At 66.4% G+C, this 19,303-nt stretch carries 16 protein-coding genes and 1 pseudogene; 11 read left to right on the forward strand and 6 right to left on the reverse strand.

The annotated features are described in order from the left end of the window. Positions 1–1,628, reverse strand: a pseudogene (locus AAHB16_RS18195) (di-heme oxidoredictase family protein); the annotation flags it as partial. 285 nt (positions 1,629–1,913) lie between these two features. Between AAHB16_RS18195 and alkB the strand changes: the two are divergent. After that, entirely contained in the window at positions 1,914–2,573 is a 660-nt protein-coding gene (gene alkB / locus AAHB16_RS18200) for a DNA oxidative demethylase AlkB (RefSeq protein ID WP_150375169.1), read from the forward strand. Between the two features lie 134 nt (positions 2,574–2,707). Then, positions 2,708–4,129, forward strand: coding sequence for an SLC13 family permease (locus tag AAHB16_RS18205; RefSeq protein WP_342051617.1), 1,422 nt, complete (start codon positions 2,708–2,710; stop codon positions 4,127–4,129). Between the two features lie 25 nt (positions 4,130–4,154). Here the strand turns inward: AAHB16_RS18205 and AAHB16_RS18210 are convergent, their stop codons facing one another. After that, complete coding sequence (locus tag AAHB16_RS18210) at positions 4,155–7,841, reverse strand: hydantoinase B/oxoprolinase family protein (protein ID WP_342051618.1); 3,687 nt, start codon at positions 7,839–7,841, stop codon at positions 4,155–4,157. A gap of 208 nt (positions 7,842–8,049) precedes the next feature. Between AAHB16_RS18210 and AAHB16_RS18215 the strand changes: the two genes are divergently transcribed. From AAHB16_RS18215 to AAHB16_RS18225, 3 genes are all read left to right on the forward strand, one after another. After that, positions 8,050–8,949 (forward strand): LysR family transcriptional regulator, encoded by a 900-nt coding sequence (locus AAHB16_RS18215; RefSeq protein ID WP_150375172.1) that lies wholly within the window; start codon positions 8,050–8,052, stop codon positions 8,947–8,949. Positions 8,950–9,163: 214 nt separating this feature from the next. Beyond that, positions 9,164–9,961 (forward strand): putative hydro-lyase, encoded by a 798-nt coding sequence (locus tag AAHB16_RS18220; protein WP_150375173.1) that lies wholly within the window; start codon positions 9,164–9,166, stop codon positions 9,959–9,961. A gap of 92 nt (positions 9,962–10,053) precedes the next feature. Further along, positions 10,054–11,271: an MFS transporter gene (locus AAHB16_RS18225; protein ID WP_342051702.1), complete on the forward strand. Its 1,218-nt coding sequence runs from the start codon at positions 10,054–10,056 to the stop codon at positions 11,269–11,271. Between the two features lie 25 nt (positions 11,272–11,296). On the opposite strand, the gene AAHB16_RS18230 is transcribed toward AAHB16_RS18225, so the two are convergent. Continuing rightward, positions 11,297–11,509, reverse strand: coding sequence for a helix-turn-helix domain-containing protein (locus tag AAHB16_RS18230; protein WP_150375175.1), 213 nt, complete (start codon positions 11,507–11,509; stop codon positions 11,297–11,299). A gap of 237 nt (positions 11,510–11,746) precedes the next feature. Here AAHB16_RS18230 and AAHB16_RS18235 point away from each other — a divergent pair, with 237 nt between their 5' ends. Continuing rightward, complete coding sequence (locus AAHB16_RS18235) at positions 11,747–12,286, forward strand: BON domain-containing protein (protein WP_342051619.1); 540 nt, start codon at positions 11,747–11,749, stop codon at positions 12,284–12,286. A gap of 3 nt (positions 12,287–12,289) precedes the next feature. On the opposite strand, the gene AAHB16_RS18240 is transcribed toward AAHB16_RS18235, so the two are convergent. Further along, complete coding sequence (locus tag AAHB16_RS18240; protein WP_150375177.1) at positions 12,290–12,991, reverse strand: GntR family transcriptional regulator; 702 nt, start codon at positions 12,989–12,991, stop codon at positions 12,290–12,292. A 136-nt stretch (positions 12,992–13,127) separates the two neighbouring features. Between AAHB16_RS18240 and araD the strand changes: the two genes are divergently transcribed. The 3 genes from araD to AAHB16_RS18255 are packed head-to-tail and all read left to right on the forward strand — an operon-like array spanning position 13,128 to position 16,588. Then, complete coding sequence (gene araD, locus AAHB16_RS18245; protein WP_342051620.1) at positions 13,128–14,864, forward strand: L-arabinonate dehydratase; 1,737 nt, start codon at positions 13,128–13,130, stop codon at positions 14,862–14,864. A gap of 19 nt (positions 14,865–14,883) precedes the next feature. Then, positions 14,884–15,615: a ribonuclease activity regulator RraA gene (locus AAHB16_RS18250; RefSeq protein WP_342051621.1), complete on the forward strand. Its 732-nt coding sequence runs from the start codon at positions 14,884–14,886 to the stop codon at positions 15,613–15,615. A 34-nt stretch (positions 15,616–15,649) separates the two neighbouring features. Then, positions 15,650–16,588, forward strand: a complete 939-nt coding sequence (locus AAHB16_RS18255; protein WP_342051622.1) for a 2-hydroxyacid dehydrogenase — start codon at positions 15,650–15,652, stop codon at positions 16,586–16,588. Positions 16,589–16,649: 61 nt separating this feature from the next. Here the strand turns inward: AAHB16_RS18255 and AAHB16_RS18260 are convergent, their stop codons facing one another. Both AAHB16_RS18260 and AAHB16_RS18265 read right to left on the reverse strand, forming a co-directional pair. Further along, the gene (locus AAHB16_RS18260; protein ID WP_411859877.1) at positions 16,650–17,654 is read right to left on the reverse strand and encodes a Bug family tripartite tricarboxylate transporter substrate binding protein; all 1,005 of its coding nucleotides are present in this window, start codon (positions 17,652–17,654) and stop codon (positions 16,650–16,652) included. 132 nt (positions 17,655–17,786) lie between these two features. Next, the gene (locus AAHB16_RS18265) at positions 17,787–18,107 is read right to left on the reverse strand and encodes a DUF3175 domain-containing protein (RefSeq protein WP_223851782.1); all 321 of its coding nucleotides are present in this window, start codon (positions 18,105–18,107) and stop codon (positions 17,787–17,789) included. Between the two features lie 149 nt (positions 18,108–18,256). On the opposite strand from AAHB16_RS18265, the gene AAHB16_RS18270 reads away from it, so the two are divergent. Then, a complete protein-coding gene (locus AAHB16_RS18270; RefSeq protein ID WP_150375182.1) occupies positions 18,257–18,694 on the forward strand; it encodes a polyhydroxyalkanoate granule-associated phasin in 438 nt (145 codons plus the stop codon). A gap of 261 nt (positions 18,695–18,955) precedes the next feature. After that, positions 18,956–19,282 carry a hypothetical protein gene (locus tag AAHB16_RS18275; protein WP_150375183.1) on the forward strand — a complete coding sequence of 109 codons (327 nt, stop codon included), beginning with the start codon at positions 18,956–18,958 and terminating at the stop codon, positions 19,280–19,282. Positions 19,283–19,303: the final 21 nt, after the last annotated feature.

Here is a 19,303-nt window from a genome sequence, read left to right on the forward strand (position 1 = left end):
CCCCCCCCCCCCCCCCCCCCCCCCCCCCCCCCCCCCCCCCCCCCCCCCACGAGCGTGGATTCGGGCACCGCTTCCAGCAGGCCCATGCCCGCAAGGTGCGGCGACGCGCGCACCGACATGCGGTCCGGCATCGGCAGCGTGTTGCCGCTGACGTCCGTCAGCGTGTAGACCGGCGTTTGCAGGGTATAGGCGGTGCCATCCGGATACTTGCCCGACGTATTGCGATAGCTCGACACGCGCAGGATCGCATTGCGGCCATCCCACGTGCGGCCGCCATCGGTGACGAGGCCCTGCCAGATACGGCCGCCGAAGCGGCTATCGGGCACGACGTTGCCATTGGCATCGGCCGAACCCGTCAGCACGACCATATTGTTGAGCGGTACGTTGAAGCCCGGCGAGCTCTTGCCGTTGTTCGTGTGGCACTGCACGCAGGCCGCTTCCTGAAACTTCGGGCCCGCGCGGTTCGCGAGCGTGTCGAACAGCGTCGGATTGCCGGCCTCCACGTGCGCGCCGGTCAGGAACGACGAGTGGAACAGGCGGCGGCCTTCCACGAACGGCTGGATATTGCGGCCGGCGATGTTCGGCGACGCCTGCAGCAGCTGCATCTCCGGTTCATTCGACGCATCCTCGTGCAGCGTCATCATCGGTCCGCCCGCGAACGCTTCGATCGGAATCAGCTTCGTATCCCACGGAATCGCGGCGGCGTCGCAGCATGGGCCGCGGAACCACGGCACCACGCCGGGCGAGCCGACCTTGTAGGTGATGACGTCGGCGTAGTAGTTGAAGCGGCCCAACGCGTCGCCCTGCCTGCCCGCGAGAAAGATGCCGAGCTCGAATTCGACCAGATCGCCATTGCGCAGCCCGCGGTTCAGGCGCGGCAGCGTCTTGATCTGCTTGACCAGCACGAACTCGCCATCCTGCGGCGGCACGTTGAGGTCGGTGTCGTAGTTGCTGTCCGGATCCTCGCCCAGACTGTCGTAGTTGGCGATGGGCGTGCTCAGCTCCTGGCCGTCCTTGAGCATGCCCACCGGCAGGCGCTTGACGCCGCCGTTGTCGCCGTACAGGGCCACCGCGGTCGGGCCCGGATCGTCGCCATCGCGGCGGCCGATAAACCCGAAGCGGAAATTGGTGCCATACATCCACCATTGCGGCTTGATGACCAACGTGAGGATTCGCTCCGCCGGATTGGCAGGCGATACGTTGTCATAAATGGTAATCGCGTGGGTCCGGCGTTCAAAATAATGCGGCGCGAAAATGCCATAGAGATCGCCGCCGGCATTGGTGCCCGTTTCCGACGATTCGCGCGCGTGACGATCGCGCACGCGGCCGCCGACGCGGGTCACGAGCGTGCCGTCCGCCAGCGTGTATTGGGTAGACGGCTCGACGCTGGACCAGCTCAGCGGCGTAAAGGCGCCCACCGGCAACGGCTGGTTGGTCGAGGGACCGGTGCCGCCGCTGCTGCCATTGCCGCCGTTGCCACCGTTGCCGCCGCTGGCGCCGCTGCCGCCGGATCCATCGCCGCCGCCGCAGCCCGTCAGCGCCAGTATCCCGGCGAACATGCCCGCGCCCAGCAGACGACAGGCGGCCGCCATCCAGCGCGATGGCGCGTCGTTTCCCTGATGCATCATTGACCCTTTTTTGTATGAACGTGCTTTCTTTTTAAATTCGCACGTGTCGAACCATCTGACTCGATAAAACCGTTCGAAAATGCTTGCAAATCGCTAGCGGTAAATAATCGATGCCGATGACACGCGGATGATAAATTAATTGGATGGCTTGTAAATACCCTCCCCGTTAATTTCCGCGATGGTGCACGCGGACGGGGGCCGGCGCCAAACGGGGGCATAATCGGGCGGTCTGGAGGAGTGCGCCACGGCGCGCCTCGTTCCTGGGGTGATTCCCCCCAATGCATCATGACTTTCGACCTCTTCGACTCGCTGCCGCCGGAACCCGATGACGATCCGACCGAGACCCTCGCGCCCGGAGCGGTGTTGTTGCGGCGCTTCGCCCGCGACGACGACCAGGCGTTGCTCGCCGCAGTGGGCGACGTCACGGCCAGCGCGCCCTGGCGGCACCTGATCACACCCGGTGGCCTGCGCATGTCCGTGGCCATGACCAACTGCGGCAGCTATGGCTGGGTGTCGGACCGCGCGGGCTATCGCTACGATCCGATCGACCCCGACAGCGGACTGCCGTGGCCGTCGCTGCCCGCGCCGTTTCTGTCCCTGGCCGCGCGGGCCGCGGCCGCGGGCGGGTATGACGGGTTCGTGCCCGATGCCTGCCTGATCAACCGGTATCTGCCCGGAACGCGGCTGTCCCTGCATCAGGACCGGGACGAACAGGACATGCGCGCGCCGATCGTTTCGGTGTCGCTAGGACTGCCCGCAACGTTTCTGTTTGGCGGACTGCGCCGGGCCGACCGGCCCGCGCGCGTGCGGCTCGCCCATGGCGACGTCGTCGTCTGGGGCGGCCCATCGAGGCTGGTATTCCACGGGATTGCGCCGCTGGCCGATGGCGACCATCCATTGCTGGGCCACGAGCGCATCAACCTCACGTTTCGCAAGGCGCGATAAGGCGTCGTGGCCTGAAATCGTAAGGGGTTGCCTAAAAAATGTAACTCGGGGGGCGCGCGTCGTCGTACGATTGCCGGACCACGACAATACGCACCGACGCGCACGCGGACGGTGCCATAGCCGAGACAATCGCCATGACCACCACCCCCGCCGCCCCGGCCGCCGTGACGACCGGACGCGCGGCAGACTCGATTCGCGCCGCCCTGCTGATTCTCGCGTGCATTGCCGTGGCGACGATCGCCGGCCACGCGGCGGGCGCCTCGCCCAAGCTGATCCTGGCCGCGGCGCTCGTGCTGTCGACGGTGTGCTGCTGGGCCGTGGGCGTGCTGCCCGAGCCGACCACCACGCTGTTGTTCTTCCTCTGCGCCGTGGTGTTCCATATCGCGCCGCCGGCCGTCGTGTTCTCGGGCTTTTCCTCGGCCGCGTGGTGGCTGATGTTCGGCGGCGCCGTCACCGGTGTCGCGCTGCGCAATACGGGGCTGGCGCTGCGGCTGGCGGACCGTATCTTCCATCAACGCGCCAATCGCTACACGCAGGTCATCGCGACGGTCGCCGCAACGTCGGTCGGCCTCGCGTTCCTGATGCCCTCGACGACCGGACGCGTGCTGCTGCTGATGCCGATCGTGCTGGCGCTCGCGGATCGGCTCGGCTTCGGTCCGCACTCGAACGGGCGCATCGGCATGGTGCTGACCGTGGCCGCGGCGAGCTATATGCCGCCCGCGACGATCCTGCCGGCCAATATCCCGAACAGCGTGCTGCTCGGCGCCGCGAGCTCGCTCTATGGCATCAACCTCAGCTACGGCAGTTACCTGCTGCTGCATTTTCCGGTGCTGGGCCTGCTGAAGACCGTGATCCTGGTCTGGCTCGTGTGCAAGTTGTTTCCGGAGAGCGGGCCGATGCCGCCCCAGCAGGGCGCGAGCCATGCCGCGACGAGCCGGCAGGAACGCCTGCTCGCCGTGATTCTCGCGGTGGCCGTCGCCGGATTCGCCACCGATGCGTGGCACGGCATCTCGCCCGCATGGATTTCGCTGGCCGCGTGCATCGTCTGTCTGCTGCCCGGCATCGGGCTCGTGCCGTCGAAAGCGCTGAACGAGCAGGTACACCTCGTGCCGCTGCTGTACGTGGCCGGCTTTCTCGGTCTGGGCGCGGTCGTGGAGTCGACGGGGCTCGGCACCGCGATCAGCGGCGCGCTGCTGCATTGGCTGCCGCTCGCACCGGGCCATACCGTGGGAAACGTGGGCGCGTTGAGCGCCATGGGCGCCGCGCTGGGACTGGTATCGACGCTGCCGGCGTTGCCGGCCGTGCTGACACCGCTGGCGAAGGATCTGGCCACGGCCACGGGGCTGCCGCTGGAGACCGTGCTGATGCTGCAGGTGCCGGTGTTCTCCACCGTATTCCTGCCTTACCAGTCGCCGCCGATCATGATCGCGATGCAGCTCGGCGGCGTGGGGTTGCGGCACGGCACGCGACTGTGCCTCGCGCTGGCCGCGATCACGGTCGTCGTGCTGCTGCCGCTGGACTACCTGTGGTGGCGCGCGCTCGGCTATCTGCATTGAGCGCGCGCCAGGCGACCGCCGGGCCTCAGGCCCTGCCGTAGCCGCCGCCTCCCGGCGTTTCGATCACGAACGCGTCGCCGGCATTCACCGTGGCGGTGTGGGTAGCACCGAAATGCTCGACGGCGCCATCCGCGCGTTCGATCCAGTTGCAGCCCGCGGCCGCATCGCTGCCACCGGCCAGGCCGAACGGCCGCACGCGACGGCGTCCCGCGAGGATGCTCGCGGTCATCGGCTCGCGGAAGCGGATCTTGCGGATCGCGCCGTCGCCGCCACGCCATTTGCCGTCGCCACCGCTGCCGTAGCGGATCGCATGCGTTTCGACGAGTACCGGGAAGCGCGTCTCGAGCACTTCCGGATCGGTCATGCGCGAGTTGGTCATATGCGTCTGCACCGCCGACGTACCGTGATGGCCATGACCGGCACCCGAGCCGCCGGCGATCGTCTCGTAATACTGCCGCTGGGCGTCGCCGAACGTGAAATTGTTCATCGTGCCCTGCGAGGCGGCCAGCACGCCCAGCGCGCCGTACAGCGCGTCGGTCGCGGCCTGCGAGACTTCCACGTTGCCCGCGACCACGGCGGCCGGGTACACGGGGTTCAGCATCGAGCCCGTCGGAATCACGATATCGATCGGGCGCAGCACGCCTTCGTTCATCGGAATCGCTTCGTCGATCAGCGTACGGAACACATACAGCACCGCCGCCTTGCAGATGGAGCGCGGCGCGTTGAAGTTCGTCGGCCGCTGCGTGCTCGTGCCCGTGAAGTCCACCTTGACCTGGCCGCGCTCGCGATCGATCGACACGCGCACGCGGATCACCGCGCCGTCGTCCATCTCGCACGCGTACTCGCCTTCCTTGAGGTGCTTCGCGGCGCGGCGCACCGCTTCCTCGGCGTTGTCCTGCACGTGGCCCATATAGGCCATGACGACATCGCGGCCGTAGTGGTGGATGGCCCGCATGAGCTCGTTGACGCCGGTTTCGCACGCGGCAACCTGTGCAATCAGATCGGCGATGTTCTGGTCGATATTGCGCGCCGGATGCGGGCCGCTCGCGAACAGCTCCCGCACGGACTGCTCGAGGAACACGCCATTGCGCGCGATGCGCACGTTGTCCAGCAGCACGCCTTCCTGCTCGATCGACACGCTGGCCGACGGCATCGAGCCCGGCGTGATGCCGCCCACGTCGCCGTGGTGGCCGCGCGCGGCTACGTAGAACAGCAGGTCGCCGTCGTTGCGATCGAACACGGGCATGACCACGGTGATGTCCGGCAGGTGCGTGCCGCCGTTGTAGGGCAGGTTCAGCATGTAGACGTCGCCGGGCGCCATATGCGCGCGGTGGCCGTCGATCACGGCGCGAACGCTGTCGCTCATCGAACCGAGGTGCACCGGGATATGCGGCGCGTTGGCGATGAGGTTGCCCTCCGCGTCGAACAGCGCGCACGAGAAGTCGAGGCGCTCCTTCATGTTGACCGAGCGCGAGGTCTTCTCCAGCGTGGTGCCCATCTGCTGCGCGATGGACATGAACAGATTGTTGAAGATCTCCAGATGCACCGGATGGCGTTCCGTCGTGATGCCGCCATGACGGCTGCGTTCGCCGGTGCGCGCGAGGCGCAGCGTGCCATCGTCGAGGACGGTCGCGGTCCAGCCCGGTTCGACGACGATGGTCGAGATGTCCTCGCTGATCAGCGCCGGGCCCGCCACGCTGTCGCCCGCGGCGAGCGCGCGGCGGCGGCGCAGCGGGACGTCGCCCCAGCCGGCTTGTGCGCCGTCGTCTTCCGACGTCACGTGCAGCGTCACGGTTTCGTTCGCCGGCACGGCATTGCCCGCGGCGGCGGACTTGCCCTGATGGCCCGCCGCAGCCAGCGCGCCTTCGCGCGTGCCCGCCACATCCATCACGCCGATCGCTTCCACGGCGATGGACTCGATGACCAGCGGCTTGCCTTCCATCGCAAAGCCGAAGCGCTGGCGATGCGCCTGCTCGAACGCAAGCCCCATGTCGGCGGCATCGGCACGATCGACTTCGATTGGGGTATCGGTGTCCTTGTACTTGATACGCGCGCGCTCGACGTAGGTCACCGCATTGGGCGGCACCTGCTGTGCCGCGAGCTCGCCGCCGGCCTCGTCGGCCACGCGCGCCCACACGCCTTCCAGTGCCGACACTGCGCGGTCGTCGAGCACCTCTTCCACCGCGAATTCGCGTAGCGCGCGCAGGTCGGACAGGCCCATGCCAAGCGCGGACAGCACCCCCGCGAACGGATGAATCACCACGCGGCCGATGCCGAGCACGTCGGCCACGCGGCAGGCGTGCTGGCCGCCCGCGCCGCCGAACGAACACATCGCATAGTCGCTGACGTCATAGCCGCGCTCCACCGAGATCATCTTGATCGCGCGCGCCATGCTGTCCACCGCCACCGACAGGAACCCTTCGGCCACAGCCTCCGGCGTCATGGCCACGCCGCTCTGCGCGGCCACGTCGTGGGCCAGCAGCGCAAAGCGCTCGCGCACGACGTCCACGTCGATGGGCTCGTTGCCTTCGGGGCCGAAGACATGCGGGAAGTGCTCGGGCTGGATGCGGCCAAGCATCACGTTGCAATCGGTGACCGTCAGCGGGCCGCCGTTGCGATAGCAGGCGGGCCCGGGATTGGCGCCGGCCGATTCCGGCCCGACCTTGAAGCGTCCGTTCTCGAACGTGCAGATCGAACCACCGCCGGCCGCCACGGTATGCACGTGCATCATCGGCGCGCGCACGCGCACGCCCGCCACCTGCGTCTCGAATACGCGCTCGTATTCGCCGTCGTAGTGCATGACGTCCGTCGATGTGCCGCCCATATCGAAGCCGATCACGCGATGTTCGCCGACGTTGGCACACGTCTTGACCGCGCCGACCACACCGCCGGCGGGGCCGGACAGGATCGCGTCCTTGCCCTGGAAGCGCTGGGCGCTGGCCAGCCCGCCGCTGGACTGCATGAACATCAGCGGCGTGGGACCCGTGTGCCGCGTCACGCGGCCGACGTAGTCGCGCAGGATCGGCGACAGGTACGCGTCCATCAGCGTGGTGTCGGCGCGACCGACGATCTTCATCAGCGGGCTGGTCTCGTGGCTCACGGAGATCTGCGTATAGCCGATTTCGCGCGCGATCTTCGCCACGCGGCGTTCATGTTCGCCGTGACGATAGCCATGCATCAGCACGATGGCGATCGCGCGGATGCCGGCCGTATAGGCATCGGTCAGCGCGGCGCGCGTCGCGGCTTCGTCGAGCGTCCGTAGCACGTTGCCCTGCGCGTCCACGCGCTCCTCGATCTCGACCACGCGCTCGTAGAGCTGGTCGTGCAGCGCGATATGGCGCGCGAAGATGTCGGGCCGGTCCTGATAGCCGATGCGCAGCTGGTCGCCGAACCCCCGCGTGATGGCCAGCACCGTGCGGGCGCCCTTGCGCTCGAGCAGCGCGTTGGTCGCGACCGTGGTGCCCATCTTGACCACTTCGATGCGTTCGTGCGGCAGCGGCGCGTCGGCGGCAAGGCCGAGCAGGTCGCGAATGCCCTGGATCACCGCGTCTGGATAACGCGAGGGGTTTTCGGAGAGCAGCTTGTGCGTGACAAAGCCGCCGTCGGGACGCAGCGCGACGATGTCCGTGAAGGTACCTCCACGGTCGACCCAGAATTGCCAGCGGCGGGCGGTGTCGGATGCGAACGATGGGGTGGGAGCGGGGGTAGGCATGGTGGCAGTCTTCCTCTTCGGCAGCTTCGGTGGCGTATGCACGGTGGCATGTGGAATTTTTCGGGCATTCTGCAAAACGACGGCGGCCCCGGTCCAACTAGAAATCTTCGGCCCAATGCATAAGAAAATCGCATGCTCCTTTCCGATGCCCTACACTGCCCCACTTTGATGCCTGCTCGCGGGCATTCGCACCGTTCTCGCACGCGCCATGAATCTCAAGTTCATCGAAACGTTCGTCTGGGTCGCGCGGCTGCGCAGCTTCAGCCTCGCCGCGGACAAGCTCTTCACCACGCAGGCATCGGTATCGAGCCGCATCTCCGCGCTGGAGCGCGAGCTGGACGTGCGCCTGCTCGAGCGCAACTCGAAGACCGTGCGCCTGACGGCCGCCGGCTTGCGCGTGCTGGCGGAGGCCGAAGCGGTGAGCGAATCGGTGGAGCGGCTGCGCACGGCCCTGCGCGCGGACGAGAACGCGAGCGGCGTGGTGCGCATCGGCGCGATGGAAACCGTCGTGCACACATGGCTCGCCGAGATGGTCACGGCCGTGACGCGGCGCCATCCGAACCTCGAGGTGGAGCTGGTCGTCGATACGGCGCTGCGGCTGCATACGCTGCTGCGCGAGGGTCAGATCGATATCGCGCTGCATACCGACCTCACGCACGAGAGCGGTATCGCCAGCACCGCGCTGCTCAGCCATCCGCTTGCATGGATCGCGGCGCCCGACCTGCCCGACACCGCGCGCGATCGCATCATCACGTTCTCGCGGCATTCACGGCCGTATCAGGACCTGGCGCAGCTGCTGCGCGAGCACGGCATGGCGCGCGCGCGGCTCAACGGCATCAACTCGGTGGCCGCGATGGTCCGGCTGCTGATCGGCGGCTTCGGCGTGGGGGTGATTCCACCCGCGATCGTCGAGGAACCGCTGGCGCGCGGCGAGCTCGTCGTGCTGGACGACGCGCTGCCGCAGCCGCCCGCGCTGCCGGTCACGGCCTCGTGGCGCACCGATATCGGCTTTCAGGCCACGCAGCGCATTCTCGATCTCATCGACATGACGGTGGAACAGTACGCGGCCCGCGTCGGGCCCCAGCGCGCGGTGCTGGCCGTACGTTGAACTGCGTATTTACCCTGAGACACGGCGGCGGCCTGCGTATGCCCATGGTGCGGACGATCGTGCGGATGCGGCGTCAACCGTGGCTTTGGGGGAAATGACCCGCACGTGTTCACAAATACTTGACGCTGCCGGCAGAAATAACTTCGTCGCCAGACATTTTTTTTACTTCTAAGGTTGGAACCTTCATAAGCCGCTCGTTCCATCCATGTCCCTCATGTCATCCCCCGACCGGTCCAACGCCCTGCCCTCGCAACTGCGCAGGGCGGTGCGCGAGCGGCTCGTCACTGGCCCCACGGCGGGCTTCTGCGGCGAGTATGCGCAGGCGAACCTCGCGATCCTGCCGAAGGCCCATGCCGACGACTTCCTGCGCTTCTGCTTCCTGAATCCGAAGCCGTGCCCGTTGCTCGCGGTCGGCGAGCCCGGGCAGTGGCAGATCCCCGCGCTGGGCGAGGACCTCGACATTCGCACGGACGTCCCCGCCTATTACGTTTACGCGCACGGCGAGCGCACCGATGAGGTGCAGGATCTGCGAGCGCTGTGGCGCGACGATCTGGTCGTGTTCGCGATCGGCTGCTCGTTCTCGTTCGAGGAGATGCTCAAGCAGGAAGGCATTCCGCTGCGCCATGTCGATTGCGGCGTGAACGTGCCGATGTTCCGCACGAACATGCCGAATCACCCCGCTGGTCCCTTCGGCGGCAACCTCGTCGTATCGATGCGCCCGATGAAAGCCGCCGATGCGATTCGCGCGATCCAGATCACGAGCCGCTTTCCCGGCGTGCATGGCGCGCCCGTGCACCTCGGCGATCCCACGCTGATCGGCATTCGCGATCTGTGGCAGCCCGACTTTGGCGACGCGGTGCCCGTGCACGAGGACGAAGTGCCCGTGTTCTGGGCCTGCGGCGTGACGCCACAGGCCGCGATCGAAAGCGCGCGCCTGCCGTTCGCGATCGCGCACAAGCCGGGCCACATGCTGGTCACGGACATTCCGAACCGCACGCTCGCGGTCATCTAGCAACGAGGGAGCTACCAGCGATGGCGATCGATATCGAAACGAATCTTCCGGGCGCGGACGTGCAGGACCGCGCGAGCACATGGTACGGCCATATGACGCGCCCGCAGCGCAACGCGTTCTGGTCGTGCAAGCTCGGCTACATCCTCGACGCGATGGACACGCAGTTCCTGAGCTTCGTGATTCCCACTCTGATCGCGGCGTGGGGTATCACGCGCGGCGATGCGGGATTGATCGGCACCGTCACGCTGCTGACGTCTGCGGCCGGCGGCTGGATCGCGGGCGTGCTGTCGGACCGCATCGGCCGCGTGCGTACGCTGCAGATCACCATCGTGTGGTTCGCGTTCTTCACACTGCTGTGCGCGTTCGCGCAGAACTTCGGGCAACTGCTATGGGCGCGCGGGCTGATGGGCCTGGGCTTCGGCGGCGAGTGGACCGCGGGTGCGGTGCTCATCGGCGAAGTCATCCGCGCGAAGGATCGCGGCAAGGCGGTGGGCATCGTCCAGGCGGGATGGGCCATCGGCTGGGGACTATCGACGCTGCTGTTCACGCTCGTGTTCTCGCTGGTGCCGCCCGAGTACGCGTGGCGCGTGCTGTTTGCCATCGGCATCGCGCCCGCGCCGTTCGTGATTTGGATTCGCCGCTACGTCGAGGAGCCGGAGGTGCATCAGCGCCAGCAGGCGGCGCAAGCCGCGGGCGACGCGCAGCGTGCATCGTTCCTCGACATCTTTCGCGGCGATATCGCCTGGACCACGCTCCGCGCGTCCGTGCTCGCCACCGGCGTGCAGGGCGGCTACTACGCGATTACGACGTGGTTGCCGACCTACCTCAAGACCGAGCGCGGGCTCAGCGTGATCGGCACGGGTGCCTACCTCGGCGTCGTGATCGTGGGCTCATACTGCGGGTATCTGGCCGGTGCGTGGGCCAGCGACAGACTTGGCCGCCGGCGGGCCTTCATGCTCTTTGCGATCGCATCGGTGATCGTGGCGACGGTCTATACGCAGTTGCAGCTCGACAACGTGCTGATGCTCGTGCTGGGATTTCCGCTCGGGTTCTGCGCGTCGGGTATCTTCTCCGGCATGGGTGCGTTCCTCACCGAGCTCTATCCCACGCGCATTCGCGGCAGCGGACAGGGCTTCTGCTACAACTTCGGCCGCGCGGTGGGCGCCACGTTCCCGTTCCTGATCGGACACGTGTCGCAGGGTATGAGCCTCGGCCACGCAATCGGCCTGTTCGCCGCCGTCGCATACGGCGTCGTCATCCTCGCCGCGCTGACGCTGCCCGAAACACAGGGTCGCGCGCTGACCGAGTAAGCGCCCGCAGACACTCCCCCGGCGCTCAGCGCTTGATGTATAGCGCCAGTTCGTAGACCTCCATCAGCGCGAGCAGCTGGGCCGCGCTGATGGTCTCCGGATTGAGCTCCATATGCGAAATCCAGCTCTGGCTCACGTTCAGCCGCGCCGCGGCCTCCGCCTGACTGAGACCGGCAATCGTTCGTGCCCCCTGAAGCACCCGACCGAGGTCGAGTGCCGTGGCGATTCGTTCTTCCATAGTTATTGTTTCCCTCCATCTGCTGGCATTCCGCGCGGTGCCCTTCTCCTGATTTAGCAGTCACACGCATATTGCGCAACCCATGGCATTGCAAGCCGTTGCAACAAGCCTTGCAATAACTACCTCCGCCACACGGGCGAAAGCCGGCCAGATTGCGTGATTTCGCGGCGTTCCTTCGAGTGGAACGGACCTTGCGGCGCATGGCATGACGATCCCTGACTCGCACTGGAGACCATCATGCAAAAGAACCGAATTGCTCCACCGCTCACCGATTTTCACTATGGCGGCCACAGTGGCGTGAATGACGAGAAGAGCCGACCCGAGCGTCCGGTACGCGCGGCGGACGATCCCGCGCCAGGCTCGCATACGAATCTGCCAAAGCAGCCATATCGGCCGCAGCCGGGCTCAAACGAGCCTGCCGGCGTCGAGCGCTACGGCATGTATGGTGTGGCGCCGGGTTCGGACAAGCTTCCGCCCGAATTCGCGCAGTCCGGGCAGCGGCCGCTACCGGGCCCCGCGGCGCTCGGCCAGTTCGACGGCGACGATATGCGACCGCTCGAGCCGCTGAACGATGCGCAGCGCCTGGAGGTGCTGCATGAACGGCTATCGATGGTCGTGGACCCGGGCATCATCAGCATCGACATGGTCGACGGTGCCGTGACGCTGCGCGGGACCGTGCGCGATGCCCCCACGCGCAAGGCCGTGGAGAACATCGTCATGGGCTGCCTGACCGACCACTACGTGCGCAGCGAGATCGATGTCGCGGCGACGCGGTGATGACTATTTGAGGTAATTCCCATACCGCGCGCGGATATCGTCGATATGCGCGAGCGTGCCCGACAGATGCTCGCGCAGCACCGCCTCCGCGCGCACGCCGTTGCCCACGGCAATGGCCTCCACGATGGCCGCGTGGTCGCGCAGGACTTCATGCGCCTTGCCGGCGATGGGCAGATGCAGGCGTCGCAGCCTGTCCAGATGACCGCTCTGCCGGCGCACGAGCGCGTGGAGGTCCGGGACATTGGCCGCATCGTACAGCGCGCGGTGGAAGGCCTGATCGTTGTCGCTGAACTCGTCCAGCGCATGCACCTCGAGCATGCGCGTGGCGCGCGCCACCGTCGCACGCAGTTTTTCGATCAGCCGGGCATCGGGTGCCGCGGCCAGCGTACGGACGATCTCCAGTTCCACGGAACGCCGCAGGAAATGCGCCTGGCGCGCCAGTGCGACGTCGATGCGGCTCACCCGCGTCGCGTGCTGCGGAAAGATGTCTACGAGCCCTTCCTCCGCCAGACGGATCAGCGCGTCGCGGACCGGCGTCTGGCTGATGCCGTACTGCGCGGCCAGATCGATCCGCGACAGCACCGTGCCGGGCGGCAGCGCGAGCGCGATGATCTGCTCGCGCATATGCTCGAACACCTGCGGCGCCGCCTGGCGCGTGCGGTCGAACTGGAACAGGGTCGAAGGTTCCTGCAGCAAGGTTTCCATATTGGGGCGCGATTCTAGCCGAAAGCCGTCCGGGCGACGCCGTTGACGTACTAATATATTAGTGCTTTAATCGTCGGCATCAAGGCCGGCCATGCAGACCGGCTCCGCCATCTATATGGACATGGAAGAGACAACCATGACGGCACGAAAAACGCCCGACGCGCTGCGCAGCGCGCGCTGGTTTGCCCCCGACGACCTGCGTTCCTCCGGTCATCGCTCCCGCATCATGCAGATGGGCTACGCGCCCGACGAGTGGATGGGCAAGCCGGTCATCGCGATCATCAATACCTGGTCCGATATCAATCCCTGCCATTCGCACTTCAAGCAGCGCGTTGACGACGTCAAGCGCGGCATCCTGCAGGCCGGCGGCTTTCCCATCGAACTTCCCGCGATCTCGCTCTCCGAGAGTTCGGTCAAGCCGACCACGATGCTCTACCGCAATCTGCTCGCGATGGAGACCGAGGAGCTCATTCGGTCCCATCCGATCGACGGCGCCGTGCTCATGGGCGGCTGCGACAAGACCACGCCGGGGTTGCTGATGGGCGCGACCAGCGCGGGCGTGCCGGCCATCTACGTGCCGGCCGGGCCGATGCTGCGCGGCAACTACAAGGGCAATGTGCTGGGCTCGGGCTCCGACGCGTGGAAATACTGGGACGAGCGCCGCGCGGGGAACATCAGCAAGACCGAGTGGATCGGGATCGAAGGCGGCATCGCGCGCAGCCACGGCACCTGCATGACGATGGGCACGGCGAGCACGATGACCGCGATCGCCGAGTCCATCGGCATGTCGCTGACCGGCGCTTCGTCGATTCCCGCTGCCGACGCCAACCATATCCGCATGTGCTCGGAGTCCGGCCGCCGCATCGTGGAAATGGTGTGGGAGGACCTGACGCCCGCGCGCGTACAGACACATGCGTCGTACGAGAATGCGATTGCCGTGGCCATGGCGATGGGGTGCTCGACGAACGCGATCATCCACGTGATTGCGATGGCGCGGCGCGCGGGCCATGACATCGGGCTGGAAGACTTCGACGCGATGAGCCGCCACGTGCCGGTGCTCGCGAATATCCGGCCGAGCGGCGACAAGTACCTCATGGAGGACTTCTACTACGCGGGCGGCCTGCCGGCGCTGATGAGCCGCATCACGGACAAGCTGCATCTGGACGCACCGACGGTCACGGGCCGCACGCTTGGCGAAAACATCGCCGGCGCGGAGGTGTACAACGACGACGTCATCCGCTCGCGCGAGAACGCGCTGTATCAGGAAGGCGCGCTGGCCGTGCTCAAGGGCAATATCGCGCCCGATGGCTGCGTGATCAAGCCAAGCGCGTGCGAGCCGCGCTTCTACAAACATACGGGGCCAGCGCTCGTGTTCGACGATTATCCGTCGATGAAGGCCGCGATCGAGCGCGACGACCTCGACGTGACCGCGGACCATGTGCTGATCCTGCGCAACGCGGGCCCGCAGGGCGGCCCCGGCATGCCCGAGTGGGGCATGTTGCCGATTCCGAAGAAGCTCGTGCAGGCGGGCGTGCGCGACATGCTGCGTATGTCCGATGCGCGCATGAGCGGCACGAGCTACGGTGCCTGCATCCTCCACGTGTCGCCGGAAGCGTATATCGGGGGGCCGTTCGCGCTGGTACAGACGGGCGACATGATTTCCGTCGATATCGACCAGCGCCGCATCCATCTGGAGGTCTCCGACGAAGAACTCGCGCGACGCCGCGCCGCGTGGCAGCCGCTGCCGCCGAAATTCGGGCGCGGCTACGGCTGGATGTTCGCGCAGCATATCCGGCAGGCTCACGACGGTTGCGACTTCGACTTCCTGCAGACCGACTTCGGCGAGTCCGCGGGCGAACCGAGCATCTACTGACCGAAGCGACAGGACCCTCATGACCCAGCTCAGCCCTACCCTCCGCGACAGGCTCAAGTCCGTCAGCACGGCCACGCTCTGCACCGCCCTGTTCAAGCGCGGCCTGCGCAACCAGTTTATCCAGGACGTGCATCCGCTCGATCCGAGGCATGCCGCGAAGCACGGGACGATGGTCGGCGAGGCCTTCACGCTGCGCTATATCCCCGCGCGCGAGGACCTCAATCCGATCACCGTGTTCCAGGACCCGAACCATCCGCAACGGCAGGCGATCGAGCAATGCCCGCCAGGTGCCGTGCTCGTGATCGACAGCCGCAAGGATGCGCGCGCGGCGTCGGCTGGCTCGATTCTCGTCACGCGGCTGATGCAGCGTGGGTGCGCGGGAATCGTGACCGATGGCGGCCTGCGGGACTCGCCCGAGATCGCGCAGCTCGATATCCCGTCGTATCACCAGCGCGCCTCCGCGCCGACCAACCTCACGATGCATCAGGCGCTGGAGTTCGACGTGCCGATCGGCTGCGGCGACGTGGCGGTGTTCCCGGGCGATGTGGTCGTGGGCGATGGCGAAGGCGTGGTCATCATTCCGCGCGAACTGGCCGAGGAAATTGCCACCGAGGCAGTCGAGATGACCGCGTTCGAGGACTTCGTCACCGAGGAAGTGAAGAAGGGCCGCTCGATCATCGGCCTCTATCCGGCCACGACCGAACAGGCGCGCGCGGATTTCGCCGCATGGCGCAAGGCTTCTGGCCGATAATGGCCGTCTCGATACCCCAACAGGAAACATTCGCATGAAACCCCGCCTTCTGCAGCATGGCCGCCTGCCCGAACATATCGAAGCCCGACTCGCCGAACACTTCGACGTGCATCCGTTCTGGGCCGAGAAGGATCCGGCTGGCTATCTTGCGAAGCACGGCGGCGAATTCGTCGCGCTGACCGCGCGCGCCGCCACCGGCGTCGATGCGGCGACCATCGCGGCCTTGCCCGCGCTGCGCGTGATCTCCAGCTTTGGCGTGGGTCTCGACAAGATCGACCTCGACGCCGCGCGTGCGCGCGGTATCGCGGTGGGGTACACGCCCGACGTGCTCAACGACTGCGTGGCGGATACCGCGTTCGCGCTGCTGATGGATGCCGCGCGCCAGATCAGCGCGGCGGATCGTTACGTGCGTCGTGGCGAGTGGCCCAAGGCGCCCTACCCGCTGACCACGCGCGTGAGCGGCAAGCGCCTCGGCATCGTGGGTCTCGGCCGCATCGGCCATGTGATTGCCAAACGGTCGAGCGGCTTCGACATGGAAGTGCGTTACTTCGGCCGCAAGCCGCAGGAAGGCGTGTCGTACGGCTTCGAGCCGTCGATCGAAGCGCTTGCGTCGTGGGCGGATTTTCTGGTGCTGGCGACGTCGGGTGGCCCGACGACGAAGCATCTGGTCTCGGCCAGCGTGCTCGAGGCGCTCGGCCCCAGGGGCTATCTGATCAATATCGCGCGCGGTACCGTGGTCGATGAAGCGGCGCTGGTCGATGCGCTCGCAAACAAGCGCATCGCGGGCGCGGGGCTCGATGTCTTCGAGAACGAGCCGCACGTGCCGGAAGCGCTGTTCAAGCTCGACAACGTGGTGCTGCTGCCTCACGTGGCCAGCGGCACGCACGAGACGCGCAAAGCGATGGCGGATCTTGTATTCGACAATCTGCAGGCGTTCTTCGAGACGGGCAAGGTGCTGAAGTCCGCGGTCTGATCGGGCTGCCCACATAAAAAAACCGCGCCGGATGGCGCGGTTTTTTATTTGGCGTCAACCGTTACTCGGCCTTCGCGCCCGAGTCCTTGGCAACCTTGATCCACTTCGTGGTTTCGGTCTTGATGAACGCCGCCAGCTGCGGTGCGTTCATATCGCCGGCGGTCACGCCCTGTTCGTCGAAGCGCTTGACGACGTCGGGCTGCTTGAGCACCTTGGCCAGCTCCGCGCCCGCGCGCTGCTTGATCGCATCGGGCGTGCCCCGCGGTGCCATCAGCGCGTACCACGTCACCACTTCATAGCCGGGCACGCCGCTCTCGGCCACGGTCGGCACGCCGGGATAAGCGGCCGAGCGCCTGGCCGACGTCACGGCCAGCGCGCGCACCTTGCCGCTCTTGATATGCGGGTTCGCCGACGGGCTGGTCTCGATGGCCATCTGGATCTGGCCGGCGATGATGTCCGTCATCATCGGCGCGCCGCCCTTGTAAGGCACGTGCGAGATATCGGTGCCCGTGGCCGAACGGAACAGTTCGCCCGACAGGTGTTCCGTGCTGCCGATACCGGCCGACCCGTAGTTGACCTTGCCCGGATGCGCCTTGATGTAGGCGATGAGCTCCTGCACGGTCTTTACGGGAATCTGCTCGTTGACGATCAGCACATTCGGCGTGGAGGCGACCATGCCGATGGGCTCGAGGTCCTTCTGGAAGTCGTAAGGCAGCGACTTGTAGATGCCGGGTGCCATCGTGTGGGCGATGGTGGCCAGCAGGAACGTGTAGCCGTCCGGCTGGGCCCGCGCCACGTTGGCCGCGCCCAGCGTGCCGCCGGCACCGGGACGGTTGTCCACGACCACGGGCTGGCCCAGCGCTTCGCCCAGCTTCTGGCCGACGGCCCGGCCCACGATATCGGTGGTGCCGCCCGCGGCGAACGGCACGACCAGCGTGATCGGCTTGCTGGGCCACGCATCGGCGGCATGGGCCATCGGGAGGGTGGCGCCCGTGGCGATCAGCGCGGCACTGAGCATGGCCTTCAGCGCTGTACGACGCGCATGGCGGCGTGGCATCGATTTCATCTTGGTGTCTCCTCGGAACCTCTGGTGTTATGCGCCGGGCCGTTGCTGCCCGGCGGAATCACCCACTCTAACGCTCGCGAGGTCTCCCGCCCAGCCCCTGTTCGGCATGGGGGGATCACAAATCGTGAAGGCTCATGCCGTACGGCCGAATGCCTCGCGCAGCTTGCCTTTGGCACGCCGCAGCGTGGCCAGGCGCTCCCTGGGCAGATTGCGGCCCGCCCGGTTGATATAGAAGTTCAGCATGGACATCGCCGACTGGAATGGCGTGCCCTTGCGGCGGCGGCTACGCGTGGCGGAGTTCTTGAGCGAAGCGGCCACTTCCTCCGCAGTGCCGGACTTGAAGATGTCGTGCTTCAGGTCCATCGCGTCGCTGGTCTCGGTCACGTGCTGCGACCAGCGCCGCGCCTTGCGGCGCGCGCCGCCGCTGGCGGGACGATGACGGGTCGTTGCCATGGCAAGCTCCTTGCGGAAACCAAATGTCTGGCATTGTTGCGACATCCGTGCCAGCCTACCCCCCTGCTTACCCGGGTTCATCCCCGCGTTGAACGCGTCCAGAATGCCGGTAGGCTTTCTTCCCGCAGCGCATCTCACTGGAGTTCGCCATGCAAAGCATTCCACCGACTCTGTGGCCGATGACGGCGTTTTTCCCGCACCTGCAGGCCATGGGCGCCGCCGAAGGGCAGCAATGGAACGAGAACTGGGCCCGGCTGATGGGCCTGAATACCGATTTTGCGCGGTCGATGTTCGACGAGGCCCGTTTCGACTGGGCATCGATGTTCGTGATGCAGGACCCGGAATCGCTGTACGTACGGCAGATGACCAACCAGATTCCGGCGCTGAGCATTCCGCTCCACTACGCCTCCGCCTTGCTCGAGCTCGGCTGCGCCTCCCAGCGCGCGTGGCTCGATGTCTGGGGGCACTGGCTGGGCGTGCCTGCCGTACTGGTCGCGGACACGGCCGCCGGGGATGTGGAGGATGTGCCACGGCATGCAATTCGTGAGACGCGGCATCCCCGTAGCGGACGAAGCCGGGAGCACTAAGCAAGATATGCGCAGATCCTGCCAGTTTGACGCTTTTACCGGTACAAGCTACAACCGCCTCGCCTACATATGGACATTAAGACATCCACACCGATGGCACAACCAATGCGTGCTTCATCTAAAACTAAGGCATAGTGTCGTCTGCACTGACAGAGGGCTATGCTTGCAGAGTGCAGCATTAAGCTGCCTGTCCGATCGACGCGGGGCGCAGTCGACACAGGTATTCGGATCGCGCCCAATTACTACATCGCGAGGCACCTTATGAAGAAGACCCATCTCACCAGTCTGATCGTCGCGGCCGCGGCCGTGGTTGCCGCGCCGCTGGCCATTGCGCAGCAAAAGCAAGTTGACCCGTACACCCAGGGCGCCAAGACCGGCAAGCCCGATCCGTACACGGACGGCGCCAAGACCGGCAAGTTCGACCCGTACACCGATGGCGCCAAGTCGGGCTCGACCCGTTCGGACCTCGTGAACAGCAAGCGCGATCCGTACACGGACGGGGCCAAGTCGGGCGCGCGTGACCCGTACACCGACGGTGCGAAGACGGGCAAGGCCGATCCGTACACCGACGGCGCCAAGAAGCAATAAGACACACTTCGGGCTTCGGCC

It is taken from the genome of Cupriavidus sp. OTU4054 (assembly GCF_038440175.1).
Lineage (GTDB): Bacteria > Pseudomonadota > Gammaproteobacteria > Burkholderiales > Burkholderiaceae > Cupriavidus > Cupriavidus pauculus_D.